General features: G+C 49.8%; 17 protein-coding genes and 1 pseudogene. 11 read left to right on the forward strand and 7 right to left on the reverse strand.

Annotated features, from left to right (window positions below):
- The first annotated feature begins 106 nt into the window (after positions 1–106).
- Together EIZ48_RS11825 and EIZ48_RS11830 are read left to right on the forward strand one after the other, a co-directional pair.
- Complete coding sequence (locus EIZ48_RS11825; RefSeq protein WP_160651421.1) at positions 107–1,567, forward strand: pyridoxal phosphate-dependent decarboxylase family protein; 1,461 nt, start codon at positions 107–109, stop codon at positions 1,565–1,567.
- A gap of 40 nt (positions 1,568–1,607) precedes the next feature.
- On the forward strand, positions 1,608–2,882 hold the full coding sequence (locus EIZ48_RS11830) for a metal-dependent hydrolase family protein (protein WP_160651424.1): 1,275 nt from the start codon (positions 1,608–1,610) through the stop codon (positions 2,880–2,882).
- 97 nt (positions 2,883–2,979) lie between these two features.
- On the opposite strand, the gene EIZ48_RS11835 is transcribed toward EIZ48_RS11830, so the two are convergent.
- Both EIZ48_RS11835 and EIZ48_RS11840 read right to left on the reverse strand, forming a co-directional pair.
- On the reverse strand, positions 2,980–4,014 hold the full coding sequence (locus EIZ48_RS11835; RefSeq protein WP_160651427.1) for a helix-turn-helix domain-containing protein: 1,035 nt from the start codon (positions 4,012–4,014) through the stop codon (positions 2,980–2,982).
- Between the two features lie 97 nt (positions 4,015–4,111).
- Positions 4,112–4,393, reverse strand: a complete 282-nt coding sequence (locus EIZ48_RS11840; RefSeq protein WP_160651430.1) for a hypothetical protein — start codon at positions 4,391–4,393, stop codon at positions 4,112–4,114.
- Positions 4,394–4,597: 204 nt separating this feature from the next.
- Here EIZ48_RS11840 and EIZ48_RS11845 point away from each other — a divergent pair, with 204 nt between their 5' ends.
- The 4 genes from EIZ48_RS11845 (at position 4,598) to EIZ48_RS11860 (ending at position 9,607) form a co-directional block, all read left to right on the forward strand.
- A complete protein-coding gene (locus EIZ48_RS11845) occupies positions 4,598–5,749 on the forward strand; it encodes an HlyD family secretion protein (protein WP_192928554.1) in 1,152 nt (383 codons plus the stop codon).
- Entirely contained in the window at positions 5,739–6,770 is a 1,032-nt protein-coding gene (locus EIZ48_RS11850) for a DUF2955 domain-containing protein (protein ID WP_160651436.1), read from the forward strand. The genes EIZ48_RS11845 and EIZ48_RS11850 overlap by 11 nt, the downstream gene beginning before the upstream one ends.
- 182 nt (positions 6,771–6,952) lie before the next feature.
- Complete coding sequence (locus tag EIZ48_RS11855; RefSeq protein ID WP_160651438.1) at positions 6,953–8,389, forward strand: Mur ligase family protein; 1,437 nt, start codon at positions 6,953–6,955, stop codon at positions 8,387–8,389.
- Positions 8,390–8,398: 9 nt separating this feature from the next.
- A complete protein-coding gene (locus EIZ48_RS11860; RefSeq protein ID WP_240152949.1) occupies positions 8,399–9,607 on the forward strand; it encodes an MFS transporter in 1,209 nt (402 codons plus the stop codon).
- Between the two features lie 528 nt (positions 9,608–10,135).
- Here EIZ48_RS11860 and exaC read toward each other — a convergent pair.
- Entirely contained in the window at positions 10,136–11,656 is a 1,521-nt protein-coding gene (exaC, locus tag EIZ48_RS11865; RefSeq protein WP_160651440.1) for an acetaldehyde dehydrogenase ExaC, read from the reverse strand.
- Positions 11,657–11,965: 309 nt separating this feature from the next.
- Here exaC and EIZ48_RS11870 point away from each other — a divergent pair.
- Positions 11,966–13,657, forward strand: a pseudogene (locus EIZ48_RS11870) (sigma-54-dependent Fis family transcriptional regulator); the annotation flags it as partial.
- Here the strand turns inward: EIZ48_RS11870 and EIZ48_RS11875 are convergent.
- The 3 genes from EIZ48_RS11875 to EIZ48_RS11885 all read right to left on the reverse strand — a co-directional run bounded on the left by EIZ48_RS11875 (position 13,650) and on the right by EIZ48_RS11885 (position 17,238).
- Complete coding sequence (locus tag EIZ48_RS11875) at positions 13,650–14,534, reverse strand: LysR substrate-binding domain-containing protein (RefSeq protein WP_160651446.1); 885 nt, start codon at positions 14,532–14,534, stop codon at positions 13,650–13,652. The pseudogene EIZ48_RS11870 and the gene EIZ48_RS11875 overlap by 8 nt on opposite strands.
- A 70-nt stretch (positions 14,535–14,604) precedes the next feature.
- Positions 14,605–16,287 carry a methyl-accepting chemotaxis protein gene (locus tag EIZ48_RS11880; protein WP_500690608.1) on the reverse strand — a complete coding sequence of 561 codons (1,683 nt, stop codon included), beginning with the start codon at positions 16,285–16,287 and terminating at the stop codon, positions 14,605–14,607.
- Positions 16,288–17,037: 750 nt separating this feature from the next.
- Entirely contained in the window at positions 17,038–17,238 is a 201-nt protein-coding gene (locus EIZ48_RS11885; RefSeq protein WP_160651452.1) for a hypothetical protein, read from the reverse strand.
- A 707-nt stretch (positions 17,239–17,945) separates the two neighbouring features.
- On the opposite strand from EIZ48_RS11885, the gene EIZ48_RS11890 reads away from it, so the two are divergent.
- Together EIZ48_RS11890 and EIZ48_RS11895 are read left to right on the forward strand one after the other, a co-directional pair.
- Positions 17,946–18,269, forward strand: a complete 324-nt coding sequence (locus EIZ48_RS11890) for a hypothetical protein (protein WP_160651454.1) — start codon at positions 17,946–17,948, stop codon at positions 18,267–18,269.
- Between the two features lie 376 nt (positions 18,270–18,645).
- Positions 18,646–20,046: a tryptophanase gene (locus EIZ48_RS11895; protein WP_160651457.1), complete on the forward strand. Its 1,401-nt coding sequence runs from the start codon at positions 18,646–18,648 to the stop codon at positions 20,044–20,046.
- A gap of 17 nt (positions 20,047–20,063) precedes the next feature.
- Here the strand turns inward: EIZ48_RS11895 and EIZ48_RS29935 are convergent, their stop codons facing one another.
- Positions 20,064–21,050, reverse strand: coding sequence for a GlxA family transcriptional regulator (locus EIZ48_RS29935; protein WP_338046914.1), 987 nt, complete (start codon positions 21,048–21,050; stop codon positions 20,064–20,066).
- A 73-nt stretch (positions 21,051–21,123) separates the two neighbouring features.
- On the opposite strand from EIZ48_RS29935, the gene EIZ48_RS29180 reads away from it, so the two are divergent.
- A complete protein-coding gene (locus EIZ48_RS29180; protein ID WP_205298589.1) occupies positions 21,124–21,837 on the forward strand; it encodes an HD domain-containing protein in 714 nt (237 codons plus the stop codon).
- A 323-nt stretch (positions 21,838–22,160) separates the two neighbouring features.
- Positions 22,161–23,369, forward strand: coding sequence for an ammonium transporter (locus EIZ48_RS11910; protein WP_160651461.1), 1,209 nt, complete (start codon positions 22,161–22,163; stop codon positions 23,367–23,369).
- Positions 23,370–23,440 lie beyond the last annotated feature (71 nt).

The following is a 23,440-nucleotide window of genomic DNA, read 5'->3' on the forward strand; positions in this document are numbered from 1 at the left end:
GTTCATTAGTCTGTTTTGTCTTCATGTGGCGCAAAATGATAAATATAGAACGGCGAAATCTTTAACTTATGACTCAAGACACAGTCATTAACCAAAGAGGTACGCCATGTCTCATCAGTTTAACCAGTACAGCAAGTTGCTGAATCGCTCACTTTCTCATGCTGTTGATTACCTTGAGGCTTTGCCGGAAAGACCGATTGATAGCCAGATCAGTTCACAGTCGTTGCGGCGCCAGATCGGCGGCAGTCTACCGCTGCAGCCAAGCAATCCGGAGCAGGTGCTGGATGAGCTGGTGGCCAATGTTGAAAACGGCCTGATTGGTTCGGGCGGTCCGCGCTACTTTGGCTATGCCATCGGCGGTTCCTTTCCGGTAGCTCTGGCTGCTGATTGGCTGGTAAGCGCCTGGGATCAGAACGTGCCATATTATGTTTCCAGTCCGGGCACCTCGGTTGTTGAGGAAACGGCTGCCGAATGGATGCTGGAACTGCTCGGCCTTCCTGATACCGCCGGAGTGGGTTTCACCTCCGGTGCCCAGGAAGCGATTTATACTGCATTGATCACGGCCCGTAACAGTTTGCTGCAAAAAGCAGGCTGGGATGTGGCGACTCAGGGGCTATATAACGCCCCGCGTATTCATGTCGTAGTGAGCGATCAGATCCACTCAACCATTAAGCGTGCGCTCTCGATGATTGGCATCGGCGTGAACGATATTAAGACTATTCCAACTGACAACAATCTCAGAATTATTCCCGACAGCCTGCCGGAGATCTTAGAGCAGTGCAATGGCCCGACACTGGTTTGCGCCCAGGCTGGTTGTATTGATTCCGGGACATTCGATCCGTTCGAGGAGATCGCCAAGCATGTTGAGGCACATCCCAATGCCTGGCTGCATGTCGATGGGGCAATTGGGTTGTGGTCTGCAGTCAGTGACAAGCAAAAGCACCTGCTGAAAGGGATTGAAAAGGCCGACTCATGGGATACCGACGGTCACAAGTGGTTCAACATGCCCTACGACAGCGGGATGGTGATTGTTCGTGACGCCTCCTTGTTGGCAACGGCGATGGGAGGCAACAGCATGGGCGATTACCTGACCGACGCCATTGCCAAGCCGGACCGTAACGCTATCAATTTCGGAATATCGGCATCGCGCCGGGCCCGCGGGGTGCCTGTCTATGCTGCTATCAAGGCGCTGGGCAAGGAAGGGATCCAGGCTCACCTCGACAATTGCTGTATGCTGGCACAGAGAATGGCTGACAGACTGCGCAATGTCGACGGGATCACCATCCTCAATGATGTCGTGTCCAACCGTTTCTCGGCCCAGTTCGGTATCGGTGATGATGCGTTCCGAAATCACCTGACCGAGCGAGTTGTTCACCAGTTGCAGCAAGATGGTTTCTGCTACCCGTCAACGTCTGGTTATAAAGGGCTCAAGACCATGCTCTTCTCTGTGCTGAACTGCCACACCACGATAGAGGATATTGATGCAACGGCAGAGAAAATTATCGAAATCTACCATATCGAGCTGGAAACATGCCAACTGGGCGAAGCGGCTGAGCTGTGTGACTAACCCGGCAGATTGTCTGAATAACAAATAGAGGAAATAGAGTATGAAAGTGTTAGTTAAGAATGCTTCATTGTTCGACGGTGTTAATGAGACGGTCAAGCCGGGATGTTTTATCAGTGTCGAAGACGGGGTGATCACCGAGGTAGCCAGTCAGGAAAATATCAATGCAAGTTACGACCGGGTGATTGACGCGGCAGGCTATACGGTGGTTCCGGGGCTGATAGATGCCCACACCCATATTTCGTTTTCGGATACGTTTCAGGCCATGGATAATATGACCGCGGAAGAGGTGGCGGTGCGCTCGACCGTGGTCGCCCGCCAGATGCTGGAGCGGGGTTTTACTACGGTCCGGGATGTCGGCAGTAACTGCTATGGCCTGAAGCAAAGTATCGACAACAACTTTGTACCGGGGCCGAGGATTTACCCGAGCTATGGGGCTATTTCGCAAACCTGTGGTCACGCTGACTATCGACAGAACAGAACCCAGCGTTCTAACTTCAGTCAGAACCTGGAGGATTCGAGCTTTATGCGTCAGGGGCACCTGGTGCTGGCTGACGGCGTGCCGGAGTGTCTGAAGCGAACCCGTGATCAAATATTTAAGGGGGCATCCCAGATTAAAATATTTGGCGGCGGCGGGGCGTCATCACTGTTTGATCCGCTCGATACTATCCAGTATACCCGGGAGGAGCTAAGGGCGATTGTCGAAACCGTGACCAATTACGGCTCGTATGTCTGCAGCCACATTCATGCAGGTCCCGCGATGAAGATTGCGGTGGAGGAAGGGGTGAAGTCCCTGGAGCATGCCACCTTTATGGATGATGATATAGCACGGTTGTGCCTGGATAAGGAAGTCTGGATTGTTCCGCAGTATGCGACAGCCGAGCTGATTGCCAACCGGATGATCCCGCTTGATAGCGAGATCCTCTATCAGAAGACCGAGCGCGTTGGCAAAGGCTTGCTCAAGCAGGCTGAACTGGTCGAGAAATACAACCTCAAATGTGCCTTCGGTACAGACTTGGTCGGAACGCCGGAAGTACATGCCAAACAGAATGCCGAGTTTTCGGCGCGGAAGAAATACTTCGGCTCGTTCCGCGGCATTAAGCAGGCGACCTCGGATGCCGGCGAGTTGCTGAAATTGTCCGGGTTGCTGGACCCGTATCCGGAGGGTGAAATTGGGGTTATTTGTGAAGGAGCGTTTGCCGATATGCTTCTTGTCAGCGGTAACCCGGTTGAGGATTTGGATATTCTTGCTAATCCGGACAATATCAAGGTAGTGATTAAAGACGGGGATATTTTCAAAGATACCCGTACCTTGTAAACCTAACTTCTTGCCAGCTTTGAAACCGCCTCCTGTGAGGCGGTTTTTTGTTGCCGCTCCAGAAGAGTTTGGGTCGGGTGCGGGTCAGCTTGCTGGGCTATTCGCGGGAACTGTTCGCTAGCGGCTGCTCTTTGGATCTGAAGCGCTTGCGGTAGTCCTTGGGCGGAAAGCCAGTCAGCTTTTTGAATGCCCGTGAAAAGTGGGCAATGTCGGCGTAGCCCAGCTCGGAGGCGATATCGGTCAGCGAGTATTGCCGGCTTTCCATCAGCTGACAGGCGGTTGCCAGCATGATGTTTTCCCGAATGCTTTTGTAACTGGTGTTCTCCCCGGACAGACGGCGCTGCAGGGTACGGGGGCTGGTATTCATCAAAGTGGCGGCCTGCTGAATCGACAGGGCTTGTCGGGACAGGTAAGGGGTCAGAGCCAGGTACACGGTTTCGACATAGCTTAGAGCTTTCGGGTCATTGGCTTGTCTGTCGATTGGTGTGAAACGGACCGGCAGGTTGAAGGGCATTGCCAGTAACTCATTGGATAGCTCGACAGCTGCCAGGCTGCGGTTGCTATAGAGAACGGTGTTGGGATTATTCAGAATCTCTGCCAACTTGTCGGCATTGGGCGACTGTATGGCAATACAGCCCGGCTGCCATTGGGTTTTGCTGGCAAAGCGGATAAATTCGATAAGAAACAAAATGGCAAAAACCTCTGCCCACAGAAAGCCTTCCGACACTTCTGTTGGCTTGTGGCGACAGAACCAGGGGGTGTCGTTGAAGTATTCGAGGCTGACTTTGGCGGAGGGGGAGTCATGTTGCACCGCTGTTTGCATCTGCTCGATGGCTTCACCTATCGATTTCGGATTGCGTAAGTGCCTGAGCATTTTCGGAATGAAGTATTCCCGGATTGCGGTTCGGAGCAAGTTGCCATAATGATCAGGATCGGCCCTTTCGGCCATCATGGCCAGCAGGTGTTTGATTGGCGTTTCGGGAACAAATTCGTGCTGGGTCTGGAGAATGTCTTCGGGGAGCCCTGCTGTCTTGAGGAGCGGGTAGATATCAGCTTCGAAATGCTTGAGCATTTCAATCAGGGTCGCAGCATGGACGGTTTTGATCAGCGGGACCAGTTGGCCTTGGTTCATTCCTTTTACTCCGCGAGTGTACTCATCAACAGAGAGTATACTTGTCGGACTGCATCCTTGCAGCCCTAGAGAAGAGAGAGAATTATTGAGCTTGCTATCAGGCTTGAGTGACCTGCGGCTTTGGTGAGGTGCGGAAGATACTGATAACAGCTTCGACAGTGTAGTAGCCGCAGATGGCGGTAAAGCTCAGTACGCTGACGTTCTCACCCATAGAGACCGAGGCACCGATCATTTCAAATAGCTCACCGCCAAATTTTCTGACATAGTCCAGCGCCCATTTGTACACCAAATAGAGCTTGGTAAGGGTAATAAACACCAGGTACGCCTTGCCGTAGGGAGTAAGCAGGAACTGTTTGATTTTGGCCCAGATGTTTTTCATCTTCATTTCTCGCTGTGATGTGGTTTGTCGGACGAGATGAAGTATAAAAAATGAACATTTTAATATTTATCATTTTGCGCCAAGGCTGGGCTTTAGTTTCTTTTTCCTGATGGCGTCAAATGATAAAAATAAATATCAGGTCTAGATAGTATTGCGACACACATTTTATTGCTTGCAATGAGCAGTGAATCTGACGAGGTCGGAATGAGCCCAAAAGAACCGGAACTACAGCAATCGACACCTTCTACTGTTGCCGAAGAGACAAGCCACAACCATCAGGAGCCCGCAGCAAGGAGAAGCTTTTCTCCCCGCTTTGTTACCTTGATAGTGCTGTTGGTTTGTATCGGATTATTTGTCTTCTACCTGGTTGCAGACAGGATTATTCCCAGCACAGACATGGCACGCGTACAAGGTAACGTGATTCCGCTGGCTCCAATGGTTTCGGGGGAGGTGATCAAGGTAAACGTAGCACCCAACGATTTGGTACAGGCCGGTGAACCCTTGATAAAAATTGATTCGACCGATTATCTGATAGCAGTTAGGAAAGCAAAGCAGGGACTGGAGGAAGCCGGCAAGCACATTGGCGTACAGACTGCATCGGTGGAAGCGGCACAGGCCAAACTATCTGATGCATTGGTCAACCAGGATAATATCCGGCGGCAGGCAGGTCGTGTTCTGGCAATGGCTGATAAAGGTATCGTGACTCAGGCAGATGCCGATAAAACCCGTGCAGCAGTGGCGCATGCCAGGACGCAGGTGAAAACGGCCCGCGCAGAGCTAGTACAGGCTCAACAGAAACTGGGTAAGGCTGGCGATGAAAATACTGAGATGCAGATGGCTTTGCTGGCTCTGCAGAAAGCCCAGCTGGACTTGGAGCGAACGGTGATTCGGGCTCCGGCCATGGGTGGGGTGTCTAATTTTCGCCTTGATGAAGGGACCTACGCGAACAAAGGCCAGCCATTAATGACTTTCGTCTCTGGTGAAGATAGCTGGATAGAGGCCTATTACCGCGAGAACAGCCTGGGCAATATCCGTAGCGGTGATTTGGTCGAAATCGCCTTAGATAATGCCCCTGGCGAAATATTCCGGGGAAGGGTAGCCAGTATTGAATATGGTATTCACTGGGGCCAGTCTCAGACTTCCGGTCAGCTGGCAACGGTTGCCAACCAGTCGGGATGGTTGCGACAAAGTCAGCGTTTTCCTGTGGTGATCCGTTTTGAAGATGATCGGCCAAGCGGTTTGCTGCGGGTCGGCGGCCAGGCTGATGTCATGGTATATACCGAGGGGGATTCCGTGATGAATCTATTCGGCAGGCTGTGGATCCGCTTTATTAGCTGGATGTCCTATGTCCGCTAATCGAACGGCAGTCGCAGAGGAATCGTACGGTTTACTTCGACGCCGTATTCTCAGGTATACACTTGGCGTCATGTTGGCGATTGTACTGGCATACAGTATTGACTGGACGCTTGCCTATATTATGCCGGTGTTTGTAGCAAAGTTTTTTGTCGACAGACCGGTACCGACCCGGGAAACGTTTGATGAACTTTTTCTGGCGATGGTGGTGACAGTGCTCATTGCGCTGGGGGTCAGTAACGGAGTAACACAATATCCGCTTATCCTGCTGTTGTTGGTTGGGCTGCTGATGTTCTGGGCTTATTACCTGTTTCAGGATCTGCGATGGAACTTTTTTGCCATGATCCTGATGATTGCCGTGTTATTGGTGCCCTATATGGGGATCATTCATCCGGCTGCAGCGTTGCTGCTCGGCAAGGGGTTGATGGTTTCCGGTATCGGGGCGGTGGCCATTTTTTGGCTGATGCACCAGATCCTGCCTGAACCGGTTTCCGTTCCGGGGCTGCCCTCGGGGCAAAGCCGGAATGCAGACCAGTCAGAGGCCTTGCGTGTTGGTTATGCGTTGAAGGCACTGGCAATCAGTTTCCCGGTCATTGTGTACTTCTATTATTTCCAGGTTAGCGGTGCTCTGTTGACATTGGCATTTATCGGCATCCTGTCACTGCAGCTTACCCGGTCTGGCAGTATTAAGTTGAGCGCTTTCCTCCTGATGACCAATGTTGCAGGAGGGGGATTGGCAATTGTTGCCCATGAGCTATTGGTTATCACTCCCTGGTTCCCGTTTCTGTTGGCCATGATGACACTGTTTACCTGGCTGTTTGCACAAAAGCTGTACGAGGAGCCGCATAAGGCACCTGTGTATGCCGGTATCTTCTCTGCGATGCTAGTGGTATTTGGTTCAGTGATTTCTGCTAGCGGCAAAGAGATAGATGTCAGTTTCTATGCGCGTATTGGCCAGATCCTGATGGCAAGTACATATCTGGTATTGGTGGCTTGGTTGGTTGACAGGCACGCTAGCGAATAGAGTGATTTACCTGCTTTGTTACTTCTCCTATTGATGCCGCTCATAACGTTAGTCAAGATGTTCGATTACATTGATGGGCAATGAACCCATACAATAACCTCACCGTTGCAAGAAGCGACGAGACGACAAATCGAATGCATACAAGGCCGCTGATTGCCTTAGCCTGAGCGACAGATATAACAATGAATAAATGCCACACAACGAACTTGAATGAACTGCGTCAGCTGGGTGCTGTCCGGTTTCAGAGCAATAGTCAGAAAATTCTTCCCGGCGATGTATTTGTCTGTCGTCAGGGCCCGAACTGGGACAGTCACCAGTCTGTCGATGAGGCGATCGGTAAAGGCGCCGTTGGCGTGATTGCCAACAAACCGTTAGAGCTTGATGTTCCCTGCCTGCTGACACCCAGTTTTAGCAATAGTGTCAGTTTGATTAATCAGTATTACCAGTATCCGCAGGATAAGCTGATGCAAATTGGTGTCACGGGGACCAACGGCAAGACCACCGTCGCCTATTGCCTGAATGCTTTGCTGAACCGCCGGTTCAAGTCTGCCTACACCGGTACATTGGGCTGCCAGTATAGTGATGAACAGGTTGAGCTGGACAATACCACGCCGGATGCCATTAGTTTGCTTAATCTGTTTCATGCCATGGAGCAATCGGGTGTGACCCACAATGTGATGGAGGTGAGCAGTCACGCCTTGTCTCAGGATCGGGTAAGCATCGTCGACTTCGATGTGGTGGTAATTACCAATATTGGCAGCGATCACCTCGATTACCACCGAAGCAGAGATGAATACATTCAGGCCAAACTTCGCCTGATAGATCGCCTTAAGCCAGGCGGTGTGGCGATCATCAACCTTGATGATGAGCTGGCAATGGCGATGATAGAGCGCTGTCGCAGCAAGGCTCAGGTGGTGACCTTCAGTATGCAGGACCCGAGTGCGGATATGTTTGCCTTTGATATTACCTCGTCGTGTCATGGCGGGCAGTTCAGGCTGGATTATGACGGTCAGCAGTATCCGGTAAGTACCTCGCTGCCGTTTACCTTCAACATCGAAAACTCCCTTGCGGTATTGGCCATGCTGACGGCGATGGGTATTGAAATTTCTACAGCTGTTGAGATGCTGGCCACCATGGATCATGCTCCCGGTCGAAGCGAGGTCTACCCGATGCAAAATGGTGCCACGGCGATTATCGATTATGCTCATAATTACGATAGCCTCCGTAACCTGCTGGACAATGTGAGGCGTCATAGCCAGGGCCGGGTGTATACCGTGATAGGGGTTACGGGTGACCGGTTGGCCGATGCGGCTGATATCGGTGAGTTGTGTAGTACGCACTCGGATCATGCGTTCTTTACCACCGACAATCCGTTGGGAGTGTGTCTGGAGGCTTTGTTTGCTGCAATGGGCAGCAAGGCGGTGGGCGGTAACAGCAGTAGCCATCCGGACCGCGAGCGGGTGATCGAACATGCCGTTTCGTGTTTGATGCCTGATGATGTGCTGTTGTTGTGCGGCAAAGGGCCGGAGAAGTATCAATACATCAGTAGCAATAAAAGCGAACCTCAGCCCTATATCGGTGATTTTGAGGCCTTGATGCAGGCTGCTGGTAACAGATAGGTAAACAACATGGCAGCTGATTCGATAAGTACGCCGCTTCCGATGTGGAAAAATACCACTTATCTGAAATTGCTCAGTGCCCAGGTTATTTCACTGATTGGTACCGGGATCAGCTCATTGACGCTGGCACTGCTGGCCTGGGAGCTTGAGGCAGAAAATGCCAGTGCGGTACTGGGAACGGCGTTTGCACTTAAGATGATCGCCTATGTTGGCCTGGCACCTGTTTTCGGTGCCATAGCTCACAAGCTGCCGAGAAAACAGTTCATGTTTGCGCTGGATATCATCCGGGCTGGTTTGATCCTCTGTCTGCCGTTTGTTACCCAGAGCTGGCAGATTTATGTTTTGGTCTTTGTGATCAATGCATGCTCGGCAGGCTTTACCCCGTTGTTTCAGTCTACGCTGCCGCAAATTCTGCCGGATAGAGATCAGTACGTCCGGGCGCTATCCTACAGTCGAATGGCGTATGATCTGGAACAGATCATCAGCCCCTTGTTGACGGCTATGCTGTTGCTGCTGATAGGTTTTCGCGATCTGTTCATTCTGGATGCGTGCACTTTTGTGTTGTCAGGCGTGCTGATCATTAGCTGTACCCTGCCGGCGGTGCAGGCTGCTGATCACGGCAAGGGGGTATGGAATAACCTTAAGTTTGGCATTCAGTCCTACTTGGCAACACCGCGGCTTAGGGCTATGTGGTTTGCCTATCTTGCTGCTGCCGGCGCCAGTGCCATGGTGATTGTTAATACCGTTGTCTATGTCAATCAGATACTGCAAGGCGGAGACAGAGAAACAGCACTGGCAATGGCCGTAGTCGGTTTTGGCTCTATGGTGATAGCGCTCAAGTTGCCTGCCTGGCTGGAAAAACGCACTATCAGACCGTTTATGCTTATCGGTAGTGTGAGTATTTCACTGGCATTGTTTCTGGGCATGCTGACGCCCTCATGGCCGGGGTTTGTGGCAGTGTGTCTGCTATTGGGAATTGGCATGTCGTGTATCCAGACCCCCGCAGGGATATTGGTGACCCGTTCGTGCAAAGAGGCAGATGCTCCGGCGTTTTTTGCCGCCCACTTTTCTCTGACGCACCTATGGTGGTTACTGACTTATCTACTGGCTGGGTGGAGCAGTGCTGCGATTGGATTGTCGATGTCGTATCTGGTGATGGGAGCGTTATGTACGGTAAGTCTGCTTATGGTCAATACACTATTCCCCCGGGAAGATTAGCTGCGAATGTAAGATTGGCGAAGATGAGGAAAAGTCGTTCAATAAAGAAAAAGCCACTTTCCGTGGCTTTATCTTTGTGTATTTGCTTCTAGTGGGCTTGATAGCCAATGACGATGTTCGATATGCACCGTCCTATTTTTAGTTATTATGCTCTGGTAGAGCTGTGCTTACAGTTTAAATACTCTTCCGCACTGTGTGCAGCGGTGAATGGACTTATAGACCATACGTTGCCAGAAATTCCGCTTTACGCGGACGATTTGGGTGCATTGGCATTCCATACGTGATACCCCTTCAGTAAAACAATACTCATATAGTTTCTCAACTACTGGCTTGATACGCGCTGAATATTACATGTGTCTGCAACGCAATTCTGCTGAGATTTACATTTGGTTACAGTTTGTCAAATGTTTGACGAATTATGACAAAAAGTGACGAAAATATGAACTGATTTTCATGGGAAAAGCAGCAGGCCAATAGAAATAAGGCCTGCTGGGGTATTAACCGGATGGTTTAGGGGGGGGAAATGGGTTAAAAGAAGCCTAAAGGGTTGACGTCATAGCTGACCAGAAGGTTCTTGGTGTTCTGGTAGTGGTCAAGCATCATTTTATGAGTCTCCCTGCCGATACCTGACTTCTTGTAACCGCCAAAAGCAGCATGTGCCGGGTAGGCGTGATAGCAGTTGATCCAGATCCGGCCAGCTTCGATGTTACGACCCATACGGTAGGCAAGGTTGGTATCCCGAGTCCATACTCCCGCGCCCAGGCCGTACTCGGTATCGTTGGCAATCTCCAGTGCCTCGGCTTCATCTTTGAAGGTGGTGATAGCAATGACCGGGCCGAAAATCTCTTCCTGGAACACCCGCATTTTATTGTTGCCTTTTAGCATGGTCGGCGCGATATAGTAGCCTTGCTTCAAATCACCGCTCTGTTCGACGGCATTGCCGCCGACTAGTACCTCTGCGCCCTCGTTGCGGCCGATTTCCAGATAGCTAAGGATCTTGTCGAATTGCTCTTTCGATGCCTGCGCACCCACTTGGGTGTCGGTATCCAGCGGGTTGCCCTGCTTGATGCCTTGTGCCCGCTCGACAACTTTGGTGATGAATTCGTCGTAGATGGACTCGTGGATCAAAACTCGAGACGGACAGGTACAAACCTCGCCCTGGTTAAAGAAGGCCAGCAGCATTCCCTCGATACACTTGTCGAGATAGGCATCTTCGTGATCAAAGATATCGGCAAAGTAGATGTTCGGTGACTTGCCGCCAAGCTCAACCGTGGATGGGATCAGGCTGTCAGCCGCACATTTCAGGATGTGGTTGCCGACTTCGGTCGAGCCGGTAAAGGCCAGCTTGGCAATACGGTTGCTGGTGGCCAGTGCCTGGCCGGCTTCATGGCCGTAGCCGTTGACGACATTGACGACGCCAGCCGGGATCAGATCGCCGATGGTTTCCATTAATATCAGAATTGAGGTAGGTGTCTGTTCAGCTGGTTTAAGAACGACACAACAGCCAGCGGCCAGCGCCGGAGCCAGTTTCCAGGCTGCCATCAGCATCGGGAAGTTCCACGGAATGATTTGGCCGACGACACCGATAGGCTCAGGGAAGTGGTAGCTTGCCGTGTTGACGTCCAGCTCGGCAGCAGATCCTTCCTGTGCCCGGATACAGCCGGCAAAATAACGGAAGTGATCAACGACCAGTGGTAGGTCGGCTGCAAGGGTTTCTCGTACCGGCTTGCCGTTTTCCCAGGTTTCGGCAACGGCCAGCATTTCGATGTTCTGCTCGATACGGTCGGCGATTTTTAGCAGGATATTGGCGCGCTCGGTAACACTGGTCGCAGCCCAGCCGGCACGCACGTTATGCGCAGCATCCAGTGCGAGATTGATGTCGGCTTCGCCTGACTTGGCTACCTGGCAATAGGCCTCACCGTTTACTGGCGAGACATTATCGAAATACTCTCCGCTGACAGGCTTAATCCATTCTCCGCCAATATAGTTGTCGTAATGAGGCTTGAATGTAATAACAGCATTGTCGGTTCCCGGTTGCGCGTAGATCATAGGTCGTTCCTTCTTTGCTTCTGTTCACGAAATAGTGGCTGTCTTGATACAGCTGCTTGTTTTTAAGTATGTTTGTTGTGTTGCTCTTGTTTCCTACTAACGCAAACAGCAGGCCAAAATGGCAGACTTGTTGTTAACAAAATGTAACGCTATGATTAATAAAATTTTATGAGATAACCTCTGCATTCACAGGTGAGAACGCCAGGCTGTTGAAATTGTTCAACTGTTACAAAATGGCACACTTGCTCTGTGACAACATGGAACAGTTAATCTATGCACCCATTCGTTGATTCTCTACAGCATGACTGGCTGGAACAAGACCAGCTTGTTCAGCGACAACACCGTGCGAAGCATCTGACAGCAGCGGTAGAGCAGCTGGCTGTTCCTTTGTTTAATCAGATGTTTGCCGGTACTAACAGCCGTCTGATACTGACTGACGAGGAAGGCGTGATCATCCGTGCATGGGGGCAATCGCGATTTGAACAGCGCCTGACCAGTATTGCCCTTGAATCGGGTGTCTGTTGGCAGGAGAACCTCAAGGGAACCAATGCCATCGGTACGGCGCTGGCCGACCAACGCTTTGTGATGGTGGTGGGGGATCAGCACTTTATTCGCAAGCACCGGTTTATCAGTTGTTCGGCCGGACCGGTATTTAGTCCGTCCGGCGAGTTGCTGGGCGTGTTAGATATCACCAGCGAACAGAAAGTACACTCGGTGCAGACGCAGATGCTGATCCAGAATATGGTTCAGTTAATCGAAAACAGCCTGTTGTGCCAGGTACCCAATGGCAAAATCAGGGTCGATGTCGCTTTTGACAAGCCGCTGCTAAATAGCGGTTGGCAGGGCATTGTTATTGCCGACGAAGCGGGGCATGTGGTTGCCCATAATGCCGTCGCAGCCCGTTTGCTGGATCAGCAGCAGATGCTGGGCTGTCATATCGATGCTTTGATGGACAACTCGTTGAAAACCGTCAGTCGATCACTGGTTCCTTCTGGTGAGCTGGTCTTTAACTGCCAGCCGATCCAAAAAACGGAGAGAGTACCCCGATCTTCTCCGGTGTATTCACCGTCCTGCCCGCTTCATTTTGGTGACAGCCGCATGGAGCAGGCGTGGCAGCAGGCCTGTAAGTTGATTAACAAAGATGTCAGCTTGCTGATATTAGGCGAGACGGGGGTCGGCAAGGGAGAGTTTGTCAAACAGCTGCACAGTCAGAGCCAGCGTCATACCGGCCCGCTGGTAGCGGTTAACTGTGGTGCGCTGCCGCAGGATCTGATTGAGTCGGAACTCTTCGGCTATGCGCCGGGGGCGTTTACCGGTGCCAGCAAGCAAGGCTATCAGGGCAAGGTTCGCCAGGCCGATAAGGGGATTCTGTTCCTTGATGAAATTGCCGATATGCCGCTGGCAGCCCAATGCCGGCTATTACATGTGCTACAGGAAAAGGAAGTCGTGCCTATAGGCTGTAACCAGCCGAGCAAGGTGGATATCCAAATCGTCGCGGCGACCCATAAAAACCTTGATGAGTTGGTCACGCAAGGGCTGTTTCGCCAGGATCTCTATTACCGTTTGAATGGGTTGATCCTGACCCTACCCGCCTTGCGCGAGCGTCAGGATTGTGAGGCGTTGATCGTTGCTCTTCACCGTAAACACCGAGCTGCAGACCAGCAGATCTGCGAACACCTGATGAACCTGCTGACGGCCTATCACTGGCCCGGCAATATCCGCGAGCTGGATAATGTATTGCGGGTGGCATCATTGCTGTCGGACGATGCTCGGTTGCTTACCTTGAGCCATCTGCCACAGCACATTGCCGCACCTCTGCTAAAACAGGTTTCTGCCCATGATAAGGAAGCGATACCGAACAAAGACTTGCGAACAACGATTTCGGATACCCTGCTTGAGACCTACCGTGCCAATAAGGGCAATATCAGCAAAACCGCGCGGATGTTGGGTGTCAGTCGTAATACGCTGTATCGCAAGCTCAGGAAGCTGGGGGTTAGCTGACCGTAAGTGAGTTAAGCTGCTCATCAAGGTAATCAACCAGCATCCGGACCTTCGGTGACAGATGACGGTTATGCGGGTACAAGGCCCAAATCCCGTCGTCGCTTTCGGTAAACTGGGTTAGTAGCGCGGTCAGCTGGCCGTTGTCGAGATATTGCTGAACGTAGTAATCCGGAAGTTGGACAATGCCAAGCCCTTTCAATGCCGCATCGGTCAGCGCATGGCCGCTGTTGCAGCGCAGACTTCCCTTGACCCGAATATTGCGGGCTTTGCCTTGATCCTGAAAGCGCCAGTAATCCAGGGTTCCCCGCAGGCAGTTATGCTGTTCCAGCTCAGACAGTGAGTAGGGCACACCATAGGTTGTCAGGTAGGACTCTGAGGCGCAGACATACTGGGTACGGGAACCCAGCCGCTTGGCCATCATACTGGAATCATCAAGTTTGCCGAGTCGGATAGCCAGATCGAACCCTTCGTCAATCAGATCGACTTTTTGGTTCGATAAGTGGAACTCAACGTCTAGATCGGGGTATTGCTGAGCAAAGTTATTGATGAGAGGCGCGATCGTCCCTTCGCCATAGGTGACAGGTGCGGTTACCTTGAGTTTGCCACGTGGCGAGCTTTGCAGGTTGCTAATGGCGCGCTCTGCTTCCTCGAGTCCGTCGAGTACCTGACGGCAGTGTTGGTAATAAATCCGGCCGACATCAGTGACTGATACTTTGCGGGTCGTGCGGTAAAACAGCTTGGCTGCCAGCCTTGCTTCTAATGCGCTGATTTGGCGGCTGACCTGAGCCGTTGATATACCCAGTCGTTTTGCTGCTGCGGTAAAGCTTTCCGCTTCGGCCACAGCAACAAATTCACTCACCCCTTCCCAGTTAAACATTATTACATCCACGTAAAAATAAAGACTTCTTGCGGCTAATTATCTGCTAACCAGGAAATAATATCGAGCGTTACTTCAGCCTGAATTTACCCACAATGGCAGCAAGCTGGGCGTTTACCGCCGCGATATTGGCTGTCTCTTCGGCAGTATGTGTGCCGCCGTTATCAAGTTGAGTGACGATCTCGCTGATGGCAGCCATGTTACGGCTCACTTCCTGCGTCACACTGCTCTGTTCTTCTGCTGCCGTTGCAATTTGTGCGCTCAGGTCGTTAATTTCTGACACATAATTGTTCATCGTTTCCAGGCTGGCTGCAACGTCGGTGGCACCGTTGGCTGTTTCCTGGCAGCGGGCTTTGGTGTTATTCATTGCCCCAACCATCGACTGATTACCCTGCAGTAGTCGCTCTAGCGCCTCTTCGATTTCGGTAGTACTTGCCTTGGTTCTGCTGGCCAGATTACGAACCTCATCGGCAACAACGGCAAAGCCCCGGCCTTGATCGCCGGCACGAGCTGCTTCTATAGCCGCATTCAGTGCGAGCAGGTTAGTCTGCTCGGCTATCTCACCGATAACAGTCAAGATGGCATTGATGCTTTGCGTTTCATCACTCATCTTCTGGACATTGCTGGCTGCGGCATCAACGTCGTTGATTAGTGCCGCAACTGTGACCTGGGCCTGGTTAACAATACCTTTTGATTGCTCGCTGGTCAGATTGGCCTCTTGGGTGAATTGAGCGGCCTCAGCTGCATTGACGGCGACTGACTCGGCGGTGGAGTTCATTTCCTCTACGGCCGTGACCACTTGCTCGGTTTCTGTGATATGGCTTTGCAATATCTTGGTGTTGTCGTCAGTCTGAGCTTGCAGGGCTGCCACATTTGAATGCAAGTGTTGAGAGGCGGCCTCAATTTCCAGCATCATTTTTTGCAGGCTTTCGATGAACTGATTTATACCGGCTGCTATTTGACCCAGATCGTCATCGGTTTTTACATCCAGACGCTGAGTTAAATCCCCATTTCCTTGCGAAAGGCCAACGACAGTGTCTTTTAATTGCAGAATGGGTGTATAGAGCCATTTAAGGAGTATCAGTACCAGAATAATGCCGAAGATGACAAAGCCAATTGTTGTAATTAGTGCATCTTCACGGGCTGAGTCGAGAGAGGCGTAGGTGATCGATTTATCCAGCCCGATCATCAGATACCACTTTTTATTTCCAATGTTTATTTCATGAGTAAACATTGTTTTATCTAACCCGGCAGAATTTATATAATCCCGAACTAATTGCTCACTCGAAACGGTTGAAAGTGCGATATCTTTAAGATGTGAATAATTGGTGAGTTTTTTTCCATTTTCAACTGTGCCTGTCGATGTGGCGAGTATTGTTGTGTCACTATCAATAATCATTGAAACCGAGCCTGGAATATCGATTGACTTGACGACATCATTCAATAAATCGAGTTCGATATCGCCTAATAATATTCCTTCATTTACCGTCTCGCCAAAGCTGATCATTAGTTTTTTGGTTGAGCTGTCGGCGTAGACATCAGTAAACACAACACCCGAGCCATTGCTGACCTGTGTCCACCAAGGACGTCTTCTTGGGTCGTAGGTGCTTGGGTTGGTATAGTTGACCCATTTCAGATCCGGTGTGGATTTGTAAGCGATACCATCGTCAAAGCCAATCATTAAGTTACTGAGATTAGCAATTGCAGCACCGTCAATCATGCGCTGGATATGTCCGTCGGTATAATTATTCACTTTATATTTCGACGCGAGATTATGTAAGCCTTGAGATTTTTGATGAATGAATTCTTCAATTGATGAACTTTGATCTCGAACAAAAGTAACAGTTGAACGTGTTACCTCATTAATTAATCCGTCTCTTTGATTCAAGTAAGAAATATAGTTTGCTGCTCCAATTGACAAAATTGTCCATAATGCAATTGAAACGATTAGCGAATGTTTAAATCCTAGACCCTTCATACAGCCTCATCTTTGATTTTAATTTTATGATGCACCTTCTTCACTTGATTAGTTAACAAATTTGTCAGTAAATCAAATGAGAGTGAATATTTTATATGTCTATATATTTTGGGATGGGCATAATACAGAAAAATAGTTGTGAGTGAAATATACTCACAGAGAATGGCTCTTATATTTTCCAATTGGAACTTTATTTTTCAATAATGTTCTTATCTTAAATAAAAATTCGTTAGATTTTATTATTGAATTTTAGTGCTTTAGCTCTAATTTTTTGGAGTAATATGTTAGCTTATTCCAATTTGTGGTTATTACTATTGATTGGGCAAAGGGTATAAAACGCAAAGTCAAAACTTTGATTGTAGACATAACTCATCACTTGTAATTTAGAGAGGAGTTTGAACTTGCACCATGAGTATTAACGTACTTGCATACTAATACTAAACAATGTGCTTATTCTTATTGTTGATGTGATTCGTATTAATGCTGTGGCGATAAAGCCACAGCGTAAATACCGAAATTATTTGCTTAGATAAAGCGGATGTTGACTGCCTGTAGTTTGCTTGCTGAGTCATCCATAATGAACTCAACCAAGCTGCCAGAAACAGGTTGGCAAGCGCTGTTGATATTTGCAGCATCAAAACGGATATCGCCGCCAAGATCGCAAGTAATTAGGCCTGTTTTGTCTTTAATGTTGAAGCTACGGATAATACCGGTTTGAGAAATCATAATTTTTCCTTTTTTGCCCAAACAATGCTTTAAGAGCGTTATGCTTGTGGCTATCAAATTGAGTAGATAAGTTAGTCCCGCAGCCCTCGGCTAGCGGTTGTTATCGTTTTAACTCATTGACCTTTATCTATTTACCGCTATGAGCTCACCCTACTCAAAAGCGCTTCACTGCATGGTCGATTGCAACGATACCAAACGAAGTCATGATCTGAACCAATCAGAGTTGTTCAGTTTGTTTGGCATACACGACGGCAGTGGAAATAAATCATCGATATGATCTTTTGGAGGTTCTTCTTTACAGCAGGCTTTGGCGAGAAGCTAGGAGTGTGAAGTGTTCTTCGAAAATCATTTTCAGGTCTGAGTCGCAGACCACAAAACACTAACCATAAATTTGTATCCTGTAAACATTTTTCTTGCATAAAAATGTGACGCAAGTTTGCGTGCGGTATTGCTATGTTTTTAAGATGCTGATTTGTAATGTATTTTCTGCATGCTGGCCGGAAGTGATGATTACTTGGTTTAGCATGAAACTATTAGCCCAACTCCCTCTCAGACCGGATAACAGTCAACATTCTTGCTCAAATTTTTCGAACAACACCTCTCAAAATACGTTATGGAGTGTGAGGTTCGTCACGCCTATGATGATTATCAACACGCAGACAGACTGCGAAACACTATACAGACAACAGCTCGAAAGTGAGGACGTTATGAAAAAATCAATTGTCGCTCTTACCCTAGCCACAGCCACTTTTTCTGGTGCCGCTCTGGCCGATTTTCAACATGAACTGACATTGGATGTCTCACCACAAAAAGGCGGTGCCTGGGTCGTGGTTGAAAAAGCAGGCCAGCCACAAGCCGGTGCAACGGTATCCATCCAGGGTGATGCCAATCAGTCTTATGTAACGGCTGATAACGGGCGCGTATTTGTTCACAGCAACGGTGAATCAGCACGCTCGGTAACGATTAATGCCACTGATGGCGAAGGTAACATGGCATCGGCTCATCGCCTGATCCCGTCAAACCGTTCATGACCAAAACTGAATTTGGAAAAAGTTTTACTGGAAAAAAGCTTAATGGATAAACACGATCACTAGGCAGTCGCAATAAAGGGATTTTATTGCGACTGTTTCGTTTATCGCCGACCTCTAACTATACTCAACGAAGGTATCTGTTCGATATTAGCTCGTTAGCCGTTTGCTAACAGCCATTCTTTATGGAAGGTGGACATGATGCGCCAGACCTGCTTGCATTCACCAGACACTACACTTGAGTTTCCGTCCTGGTATAACCAAGATTTTCGCCTGTCCCACGATTTTCCTTCCGCCTCAGCGTTATAACGTCATCATTTCCTGCATTTTTTGTGCTCGTTCGTCAGCAGACCGTAACGTTCTTTATGAGGCAACGTCTATGAAACGTATTCCGGAACCTTTTCGTATCAAGATGGTAGAGCCGATCCGCATGACCGATGAAAATGATCGTCGCAAGGCTTTAATCGAGGCGGGTTACAATCCGTTTATGCTAAAAAGCGAAGATGTCTATATCGATCTGCTGACCGACTCCGGTACAGGGGCAATGAGTGATACACAGTGGGCAGGCCTGATGATGGGAGATGAGTCCTATGCCGGTAGCCGTAACTATTTTCATATGTGCGAGGCGGTAGAACATTTCTTCGGGTACAGGCTGACAGTTCCTGTTCACCAGGGGCGGGGAGCAGAACAGATCCTGTTTCCGTGTTTGATAGAGCGAATGAAAACCGTCCGTGGTGGTGATAAGCCAGTATTTATTTCTAATTATCATTTCGACACCACGGCAGGGCATGTCGAACTCAACGGCGGCAAGGCAATCAACGTGTTGACCGAGAAAGCTTTTGATACCGATACCTATGAGAGCTGGAAGGGGAATTTCGACCTCGACAAGCTTAAATCGACGATCGAACATTACGGCTCGAAGAATATTGCCGCCATAATTACCACTGTTACCTGTAATAGCTCGGGAGGGCAGCCCGTATCGATGGCCAACATGCGGGCTGTCTATGATATCGCGACAAGCAATGACATTCCGGTGGTGATTGATTCTGCCCGTTACTGTGAGAATGCCTACTTTATCAAACAGCGTGAACCGGGTTACGAGAACCGCTCTATCCTCGAGATCATCCGTGAAATGTATCAGTACGGCGATATGCTAACGATGTCGGCCAAAAAAGATCCTATGGTCAATATCGGCGGCCTCTGCTGTATCCGTGATCATGAGGAGCTATTTCAGGCCGTCCGTACCCGTTGCGTGCCGATGGAAGGTTTTGTGACCTATGGCGGTATGGCCGGGCGCGATATGGAGGCGCTGGCGCGGGGCTTGTATGAAGGGGCCGATGAGGACTTTCTGCACTACCGGATCAGTCAGGTTGAATATCTCGGTGAGCGTCTTCGTGAAGCGGGTGTTCCTATTCAGTACCCGACGGGGGGCCATGCGGTATTCGTCGATGCCAAGAAGATCCTGCCGCACATCCCGCCGGAGCAGTTTCCAGCCCATGCCCTGTGCAACGAGCTCTATCTTGAAGCCGGTGTCCGCGCTGTCGAGATTGGATCATTGCTGCTGGGGCGCGACCCCGAAACGGGCAGGCAGAAGCCCACTCCGCTTGAACTGATGCGGCTGACCATTCCGCGCCGTGTCTATACCAATGATCACATGGACTATATTGCTGATGCGTTGATCGCGGTCTGCAAACGGGCCAGTGACATCAAAGGGCTGAAGTTTGAGTATGAGCCTCCGGTGTTGCGACACTTTACAGCCAGGCTCAAGCCGGTTGGGTAAATGATTCGCTAGAGTACTTAGCCAGCTCTGCTTCCAAAAGACTTCCGGTAAGCGCTGGGGCTGGTGCCGACTACGCGCCTGAATTGTTTGCGCAGGTTGGCCGTTGAACCAAAGCCTGTTTTGGTGGCAACTTGCTCCATGGTATAGCTTGTTGTTTCTAGTAGCTGTTGGGCATAGCGTGCCCGGCAGTTTAGAATCCAGGCCGACGGCGGGATCCCTAATTGCTCGACAAAGCGTCGGTTTAGTGTCCGAGGGCTCATTGCTGCCTGTTTTGCCAACTGTGAAATGTTGAGTTCGTCACTGAGGTTATTCTCTACCCAGGACAACAGTGGTTGCAGTGAGCTGCCGTTATCAGTGGACTGAGGATGTTTGATGAACTGTTTCTGACCGCCGGCTCGCTCGAGAGGCATTACAGATATTCGGGCGGCGTCGGCAGCTACCTGGGCACCAAAGTCGTTTCTTATCATGTGTAGACATAAGTCAATCCCAGCTAGTGCTCCCGCTGAGGTAAGGATCTGGCCGTTATCGACAAATAGCACATTCGGATCGACATTGATCTTTGGGTAGGCCTGCTGAAGCTGCATTGCCTGGTTCCAGTGTGTCGTGGCTTTTTTGCCGTTTAGTAATCCAGTTGCTGCCAACACAAATGCGCCGGTACAGATCGAGGCAATTCTGGTACCTGCTTCGGCGGCTTGCTGGAGAGCCTGGATCAGCGATGCGGGGATTGGTGCGGCTGTATCATTGGTACCGGGCAGGATAATAGTATCGACTTTGTTGAGCAGGTCGAGTGAGTCAGGGATGTTTATCGAGCAGAACGGACTGTTGATATGAGTGGCGTTACTACAAAGAGTGACCTGGTACGGTGATTCGCCGCTGCTTAGCTGAACCCGGGAAAACGTATCGCAAGGTACAAATGCATCGGTAGGAATGACACCGTCGTACATGACTACGGCTATCTTATGGGGTATTGGCGCATTCGTTGCGCAGTTAGTCTTATCTGCCACTTGGTCATCCTCTCACAGTGGGTATAGTTTTCAAACAATTAATACAATGACTGTGACTCGGAGTAGTAGAAAGATGAAACTGACGACGACCAAGCCCAAACCCAGTAAGACTTGCATGATTTGCAGCTTCGTAGCTGGTGACATTACTAACACGGTTAATCGTTCACGAAATTTTATCCTTAACCGGCGTCCCCCTTATATTGCGCCCGAACATTACCAAGTACCAGACAGCAAGGCATGCCGGGAGGCGCTTGAAATGGTGAAAGCGTGCAGTCCCGAGTTTTTATTGAACCACTCACTAAGAAGTTATGCGTTTGGTATTGCGATGGCGCACAAGGTAAAAAGTAAGATCGACAAGGAAGTGTTTTTCCTCGGGTCCGTGATGCATGACCTTGGTTTGACAGAGAAATGTATGGGAACGGAGACCTTTGAGGTTGAGGGGGCACGGGAGGCACGGGCGTTCTGTATCCATCAGGGAATCGAAGTGGATAAAGCGGATCTTATCCATGAAATGGTGGCGTTGCATAACTCTGTTGGTATTGCCCACAAGTGCGATCCTGAAATCGCATTGCTGCACTATGGTGCCGGCGCCGATATAGCCGGGCTTTGGTCATATGACTTGAATAAGCGCACTGTCGAAGAAGTCCTGGCTGAATATTCAGATGAGGGTTTTAAGGCAGGGATGATTAGATTAATCGAAGAACAGATAGCCCAAAAGCCAAATAGTTATATGGCCACCATGGTTGAACTTGGATTTTTAGAAAAAGCGGCGAAAGCGAAATGGTAAGCACATAGCCTGAGACGTGATTTGGCCGAGTTGTCGCCCGAGCCAAAGCACCACAAAGGTGCATTGCCTGTTGGTTTGCACCAATCAAGAGCGCAAGCTTCAGTCACATTCAGGGCGATAAATGCAACGTTACGACTATCATTGATGTGTAATGCACAAATTACGTGCATCTTATTTTTCTACTTATTTAATGTAAAACAATAGCTTATATTCATTTTGGGTTAGGTGGCCCAAACTGGAACCCTGAAATGGGTCAAAACGGCACAAAATCTGCAGTATCCACAAAGCAAACAAGATTAATCAACAAGGATGTGGAGTCGTTTGTGGAAAACCTCAACAGTGCTGTAGAAATATTGATCCAAAGCTCGAACACGTTATTTATATTGCTAGGGGCGATCATGGTCCTTGCCATGCATGCCGGTTTTGCCTTTTTAGAAGTAGGTACAGTCAGACAAAAAAACCAAGTTAATGCGCTCGTAAAAATCATCGCCGATTTCGGCTTTTCTGCGATAGCTTATTTCTTTATTGGCTACTGGGTTGCTTATGACATTACCTTTTTGTCCAGCGCCGAACAGTTAAGTGCCAACAGTGGCTATGAGTTGGTGAAGTTCTTCTTCTTGATGACGTTCGCTGCGGCGATCCCCGCGATCATATCGGGCGGTATTGCAGAACGTGCTCGTTTTTATCCTATGTTGGTAGGGTCATTTTTTACTGTGGGTTTGGTCTATCCGTTTTTTGAAGGGGTGATCTGGAACGGCAATTATGGTTTTCAGGATTGGTTAGCTGAAACATTTGGCGCGGCATTCCATGACTTTGCCGGCTCGGTAGTTGTTCACGGTGTTGGTGGGTGGATTGCCTTAGTCGTGGTTGCCATGCTGGGCATCCGAAATGGTCGCTACCGCGGCGGTCGTTTGATCGCGTTTGCCCCGTCCAATATCCCGCTATTGGCATTAGGTGCATGGATCCTGACAGTGGGTTGGTTCGGCTTTAACGTGATGTCGGCGCAAACAATGGATGGCATCAGCGGCTTGGTGGCGGTAAACAGCCTGATGGCGATGGTCGGCGGGATCATTACTTCGCTGTTTGTCGGCAAGAACGACCCCGGTTTTATTCACAACGGACCGTTAGCCGGTTTGGTGGCAGTCTGTGCCGGATCTGATCTGATGCATCCCGTTGGTGCTCTGGTTACCGGTGCGGTGGCGGGTGCCTTGTTTGTCTGGTTATTTACCTATATCCAGAACAAGCTCATGCTTGATGATGTTTTGGGTGTATGGCCGTTGCACGGCGTGTGTGGTGCATGGGGCGGTATCGCAGCTGGTATCTTTGGCAGCGAGGCGTTTGGCGGGCTTGGCGGAGTTAGCTTGGCAAGCCAGTTCATTGGTACGCTTGCTGGTATTATCGTTGCCGTGGTGGGTGCCGCTATTGTCTACGGTATAATTAAGAAGACGGTTGGCCTGCGCCTGACGGATGAAGAAGAGTACAACGGAGCTGACTTGTCGATTCACCGAATCGGAGCCATAAACGAGGATTAATGGTTTTCTCGGAGCCAGCATCCTGTGATGCTGGCTTTCATGTGCGATAACTTCCCCTGCTTTATCCCCTC

The organism is Photobacterium alginatilyticum (assembly GCF_009910675.1).
Classification (GTDB): Bacteria; Pseudomonadota; Gammaproteobacteria; order Enterobacterales; family Vibrionaceae; genus Photobacterium; species Photobacterium alginatilyticum.

Excerpts from the sequence above, each read along its gene's own strand:
- EIZ48_RS11825 (WP_160651421.1), top strand. The coding sequence starts at position 107 with ATGTCTCATCAGTTTAACCAGTACAGCAAGTTGCTGAATCGCTCACTT.
- EIZ48_RS11830 (WP_160651424.1), top strand. The coding sequence starts at position 1,608 with ATGAAAGTGTTAGTTAAGAATGCTTCATTGTTCGACGGTGTTAATGAG.
- EIZ48_RS11835 (WP_160651427.1), bottom strand. The coding sequence starts at position 4,014 with ATGAACCAAGGCCAACTGGTCCCGCTGATCAAAACCGTCCATGCTGCG.
- EIZ48_RS11840 (WP_160651430.1), bottom strand. The coding sequence starts at position 4,393 with ATGAAAAACATCTGGGCCAAAATCAAACAGTTCCTGCTTACTCCCTAC.
- EIZ48_RS11845 (WP_192928554.1), top strand. The coding sequence starts at position 4,598 with ATGAGCCCAAAAGAACCGGAACTACAGCAATCGACACCTTCTACTGTT.
- EIZ48_RS11850 (WP_160651436.1), top strand. The coding sequence starts at position 5,739 with ATGTCCGCTAATCGAACGGCAGTCGCAGAGGAATCGTACGGTTTACTT.
- EIZ48_RS11855 (WP_160651438.1), top strand. The coding sequence starts at position 6,953 with ATGAATAAATGCCACACAACGAACTTGAATGAACTGCGTCAGCTGGGT.
- EIZ48_RS11860 (WP_240152949.1), top strand. The coding sequence starts at position 8,399 with ATGGCAGCTGATTCGATAAGTACGCCGCTTCCGATGTGGAAAAATACC.
- exaC (WP_160651440.1), bottom strand. The coding sequence starts at position 11,656 with ATGATCTACGCGCAACCGGGAACCGACAATGCTGTTATTACATTCAAG.
- EIZ48_RS11875 (WP_160651446.1), bottom strand. The coding sequence starts at position 14,534 with ATGTTTAACTGGGAAGGGGTGAGTGAATTTGTTGCTGTGGCCGAAGCG.
- EIZ48_RS11885 (WP_160651452.1), bottom strand. The coding sequence starts at position 17,238 with ATGATTTCTCAAACCGGTATTATCCGTAGCTTCAACATTAAAGACAAA.
- EIZ48_RS11890 (WP_160651454.1), top strand. The coding sequence starts at position 17,946 with ATGAAAAAATCAATTGTCGCTCTTACCCTAGCCACAGCCACTTTTTCT.
- EIZ48_RS11895 (WP_160651457.1), top strand. The coding sequence starts at position 18,646 with ATGAAACGTATTCCGGAACCTTTTCGTATCAAGATGGTAGAGCCGATC.
- EIZ48_RS29180 (WP_205298589.1), top strand. The coding sequence starts at position 21,124 with ATGAAACTGACGACGACCAAGCCCAAACCCAGTAAGACTTGCATGATT.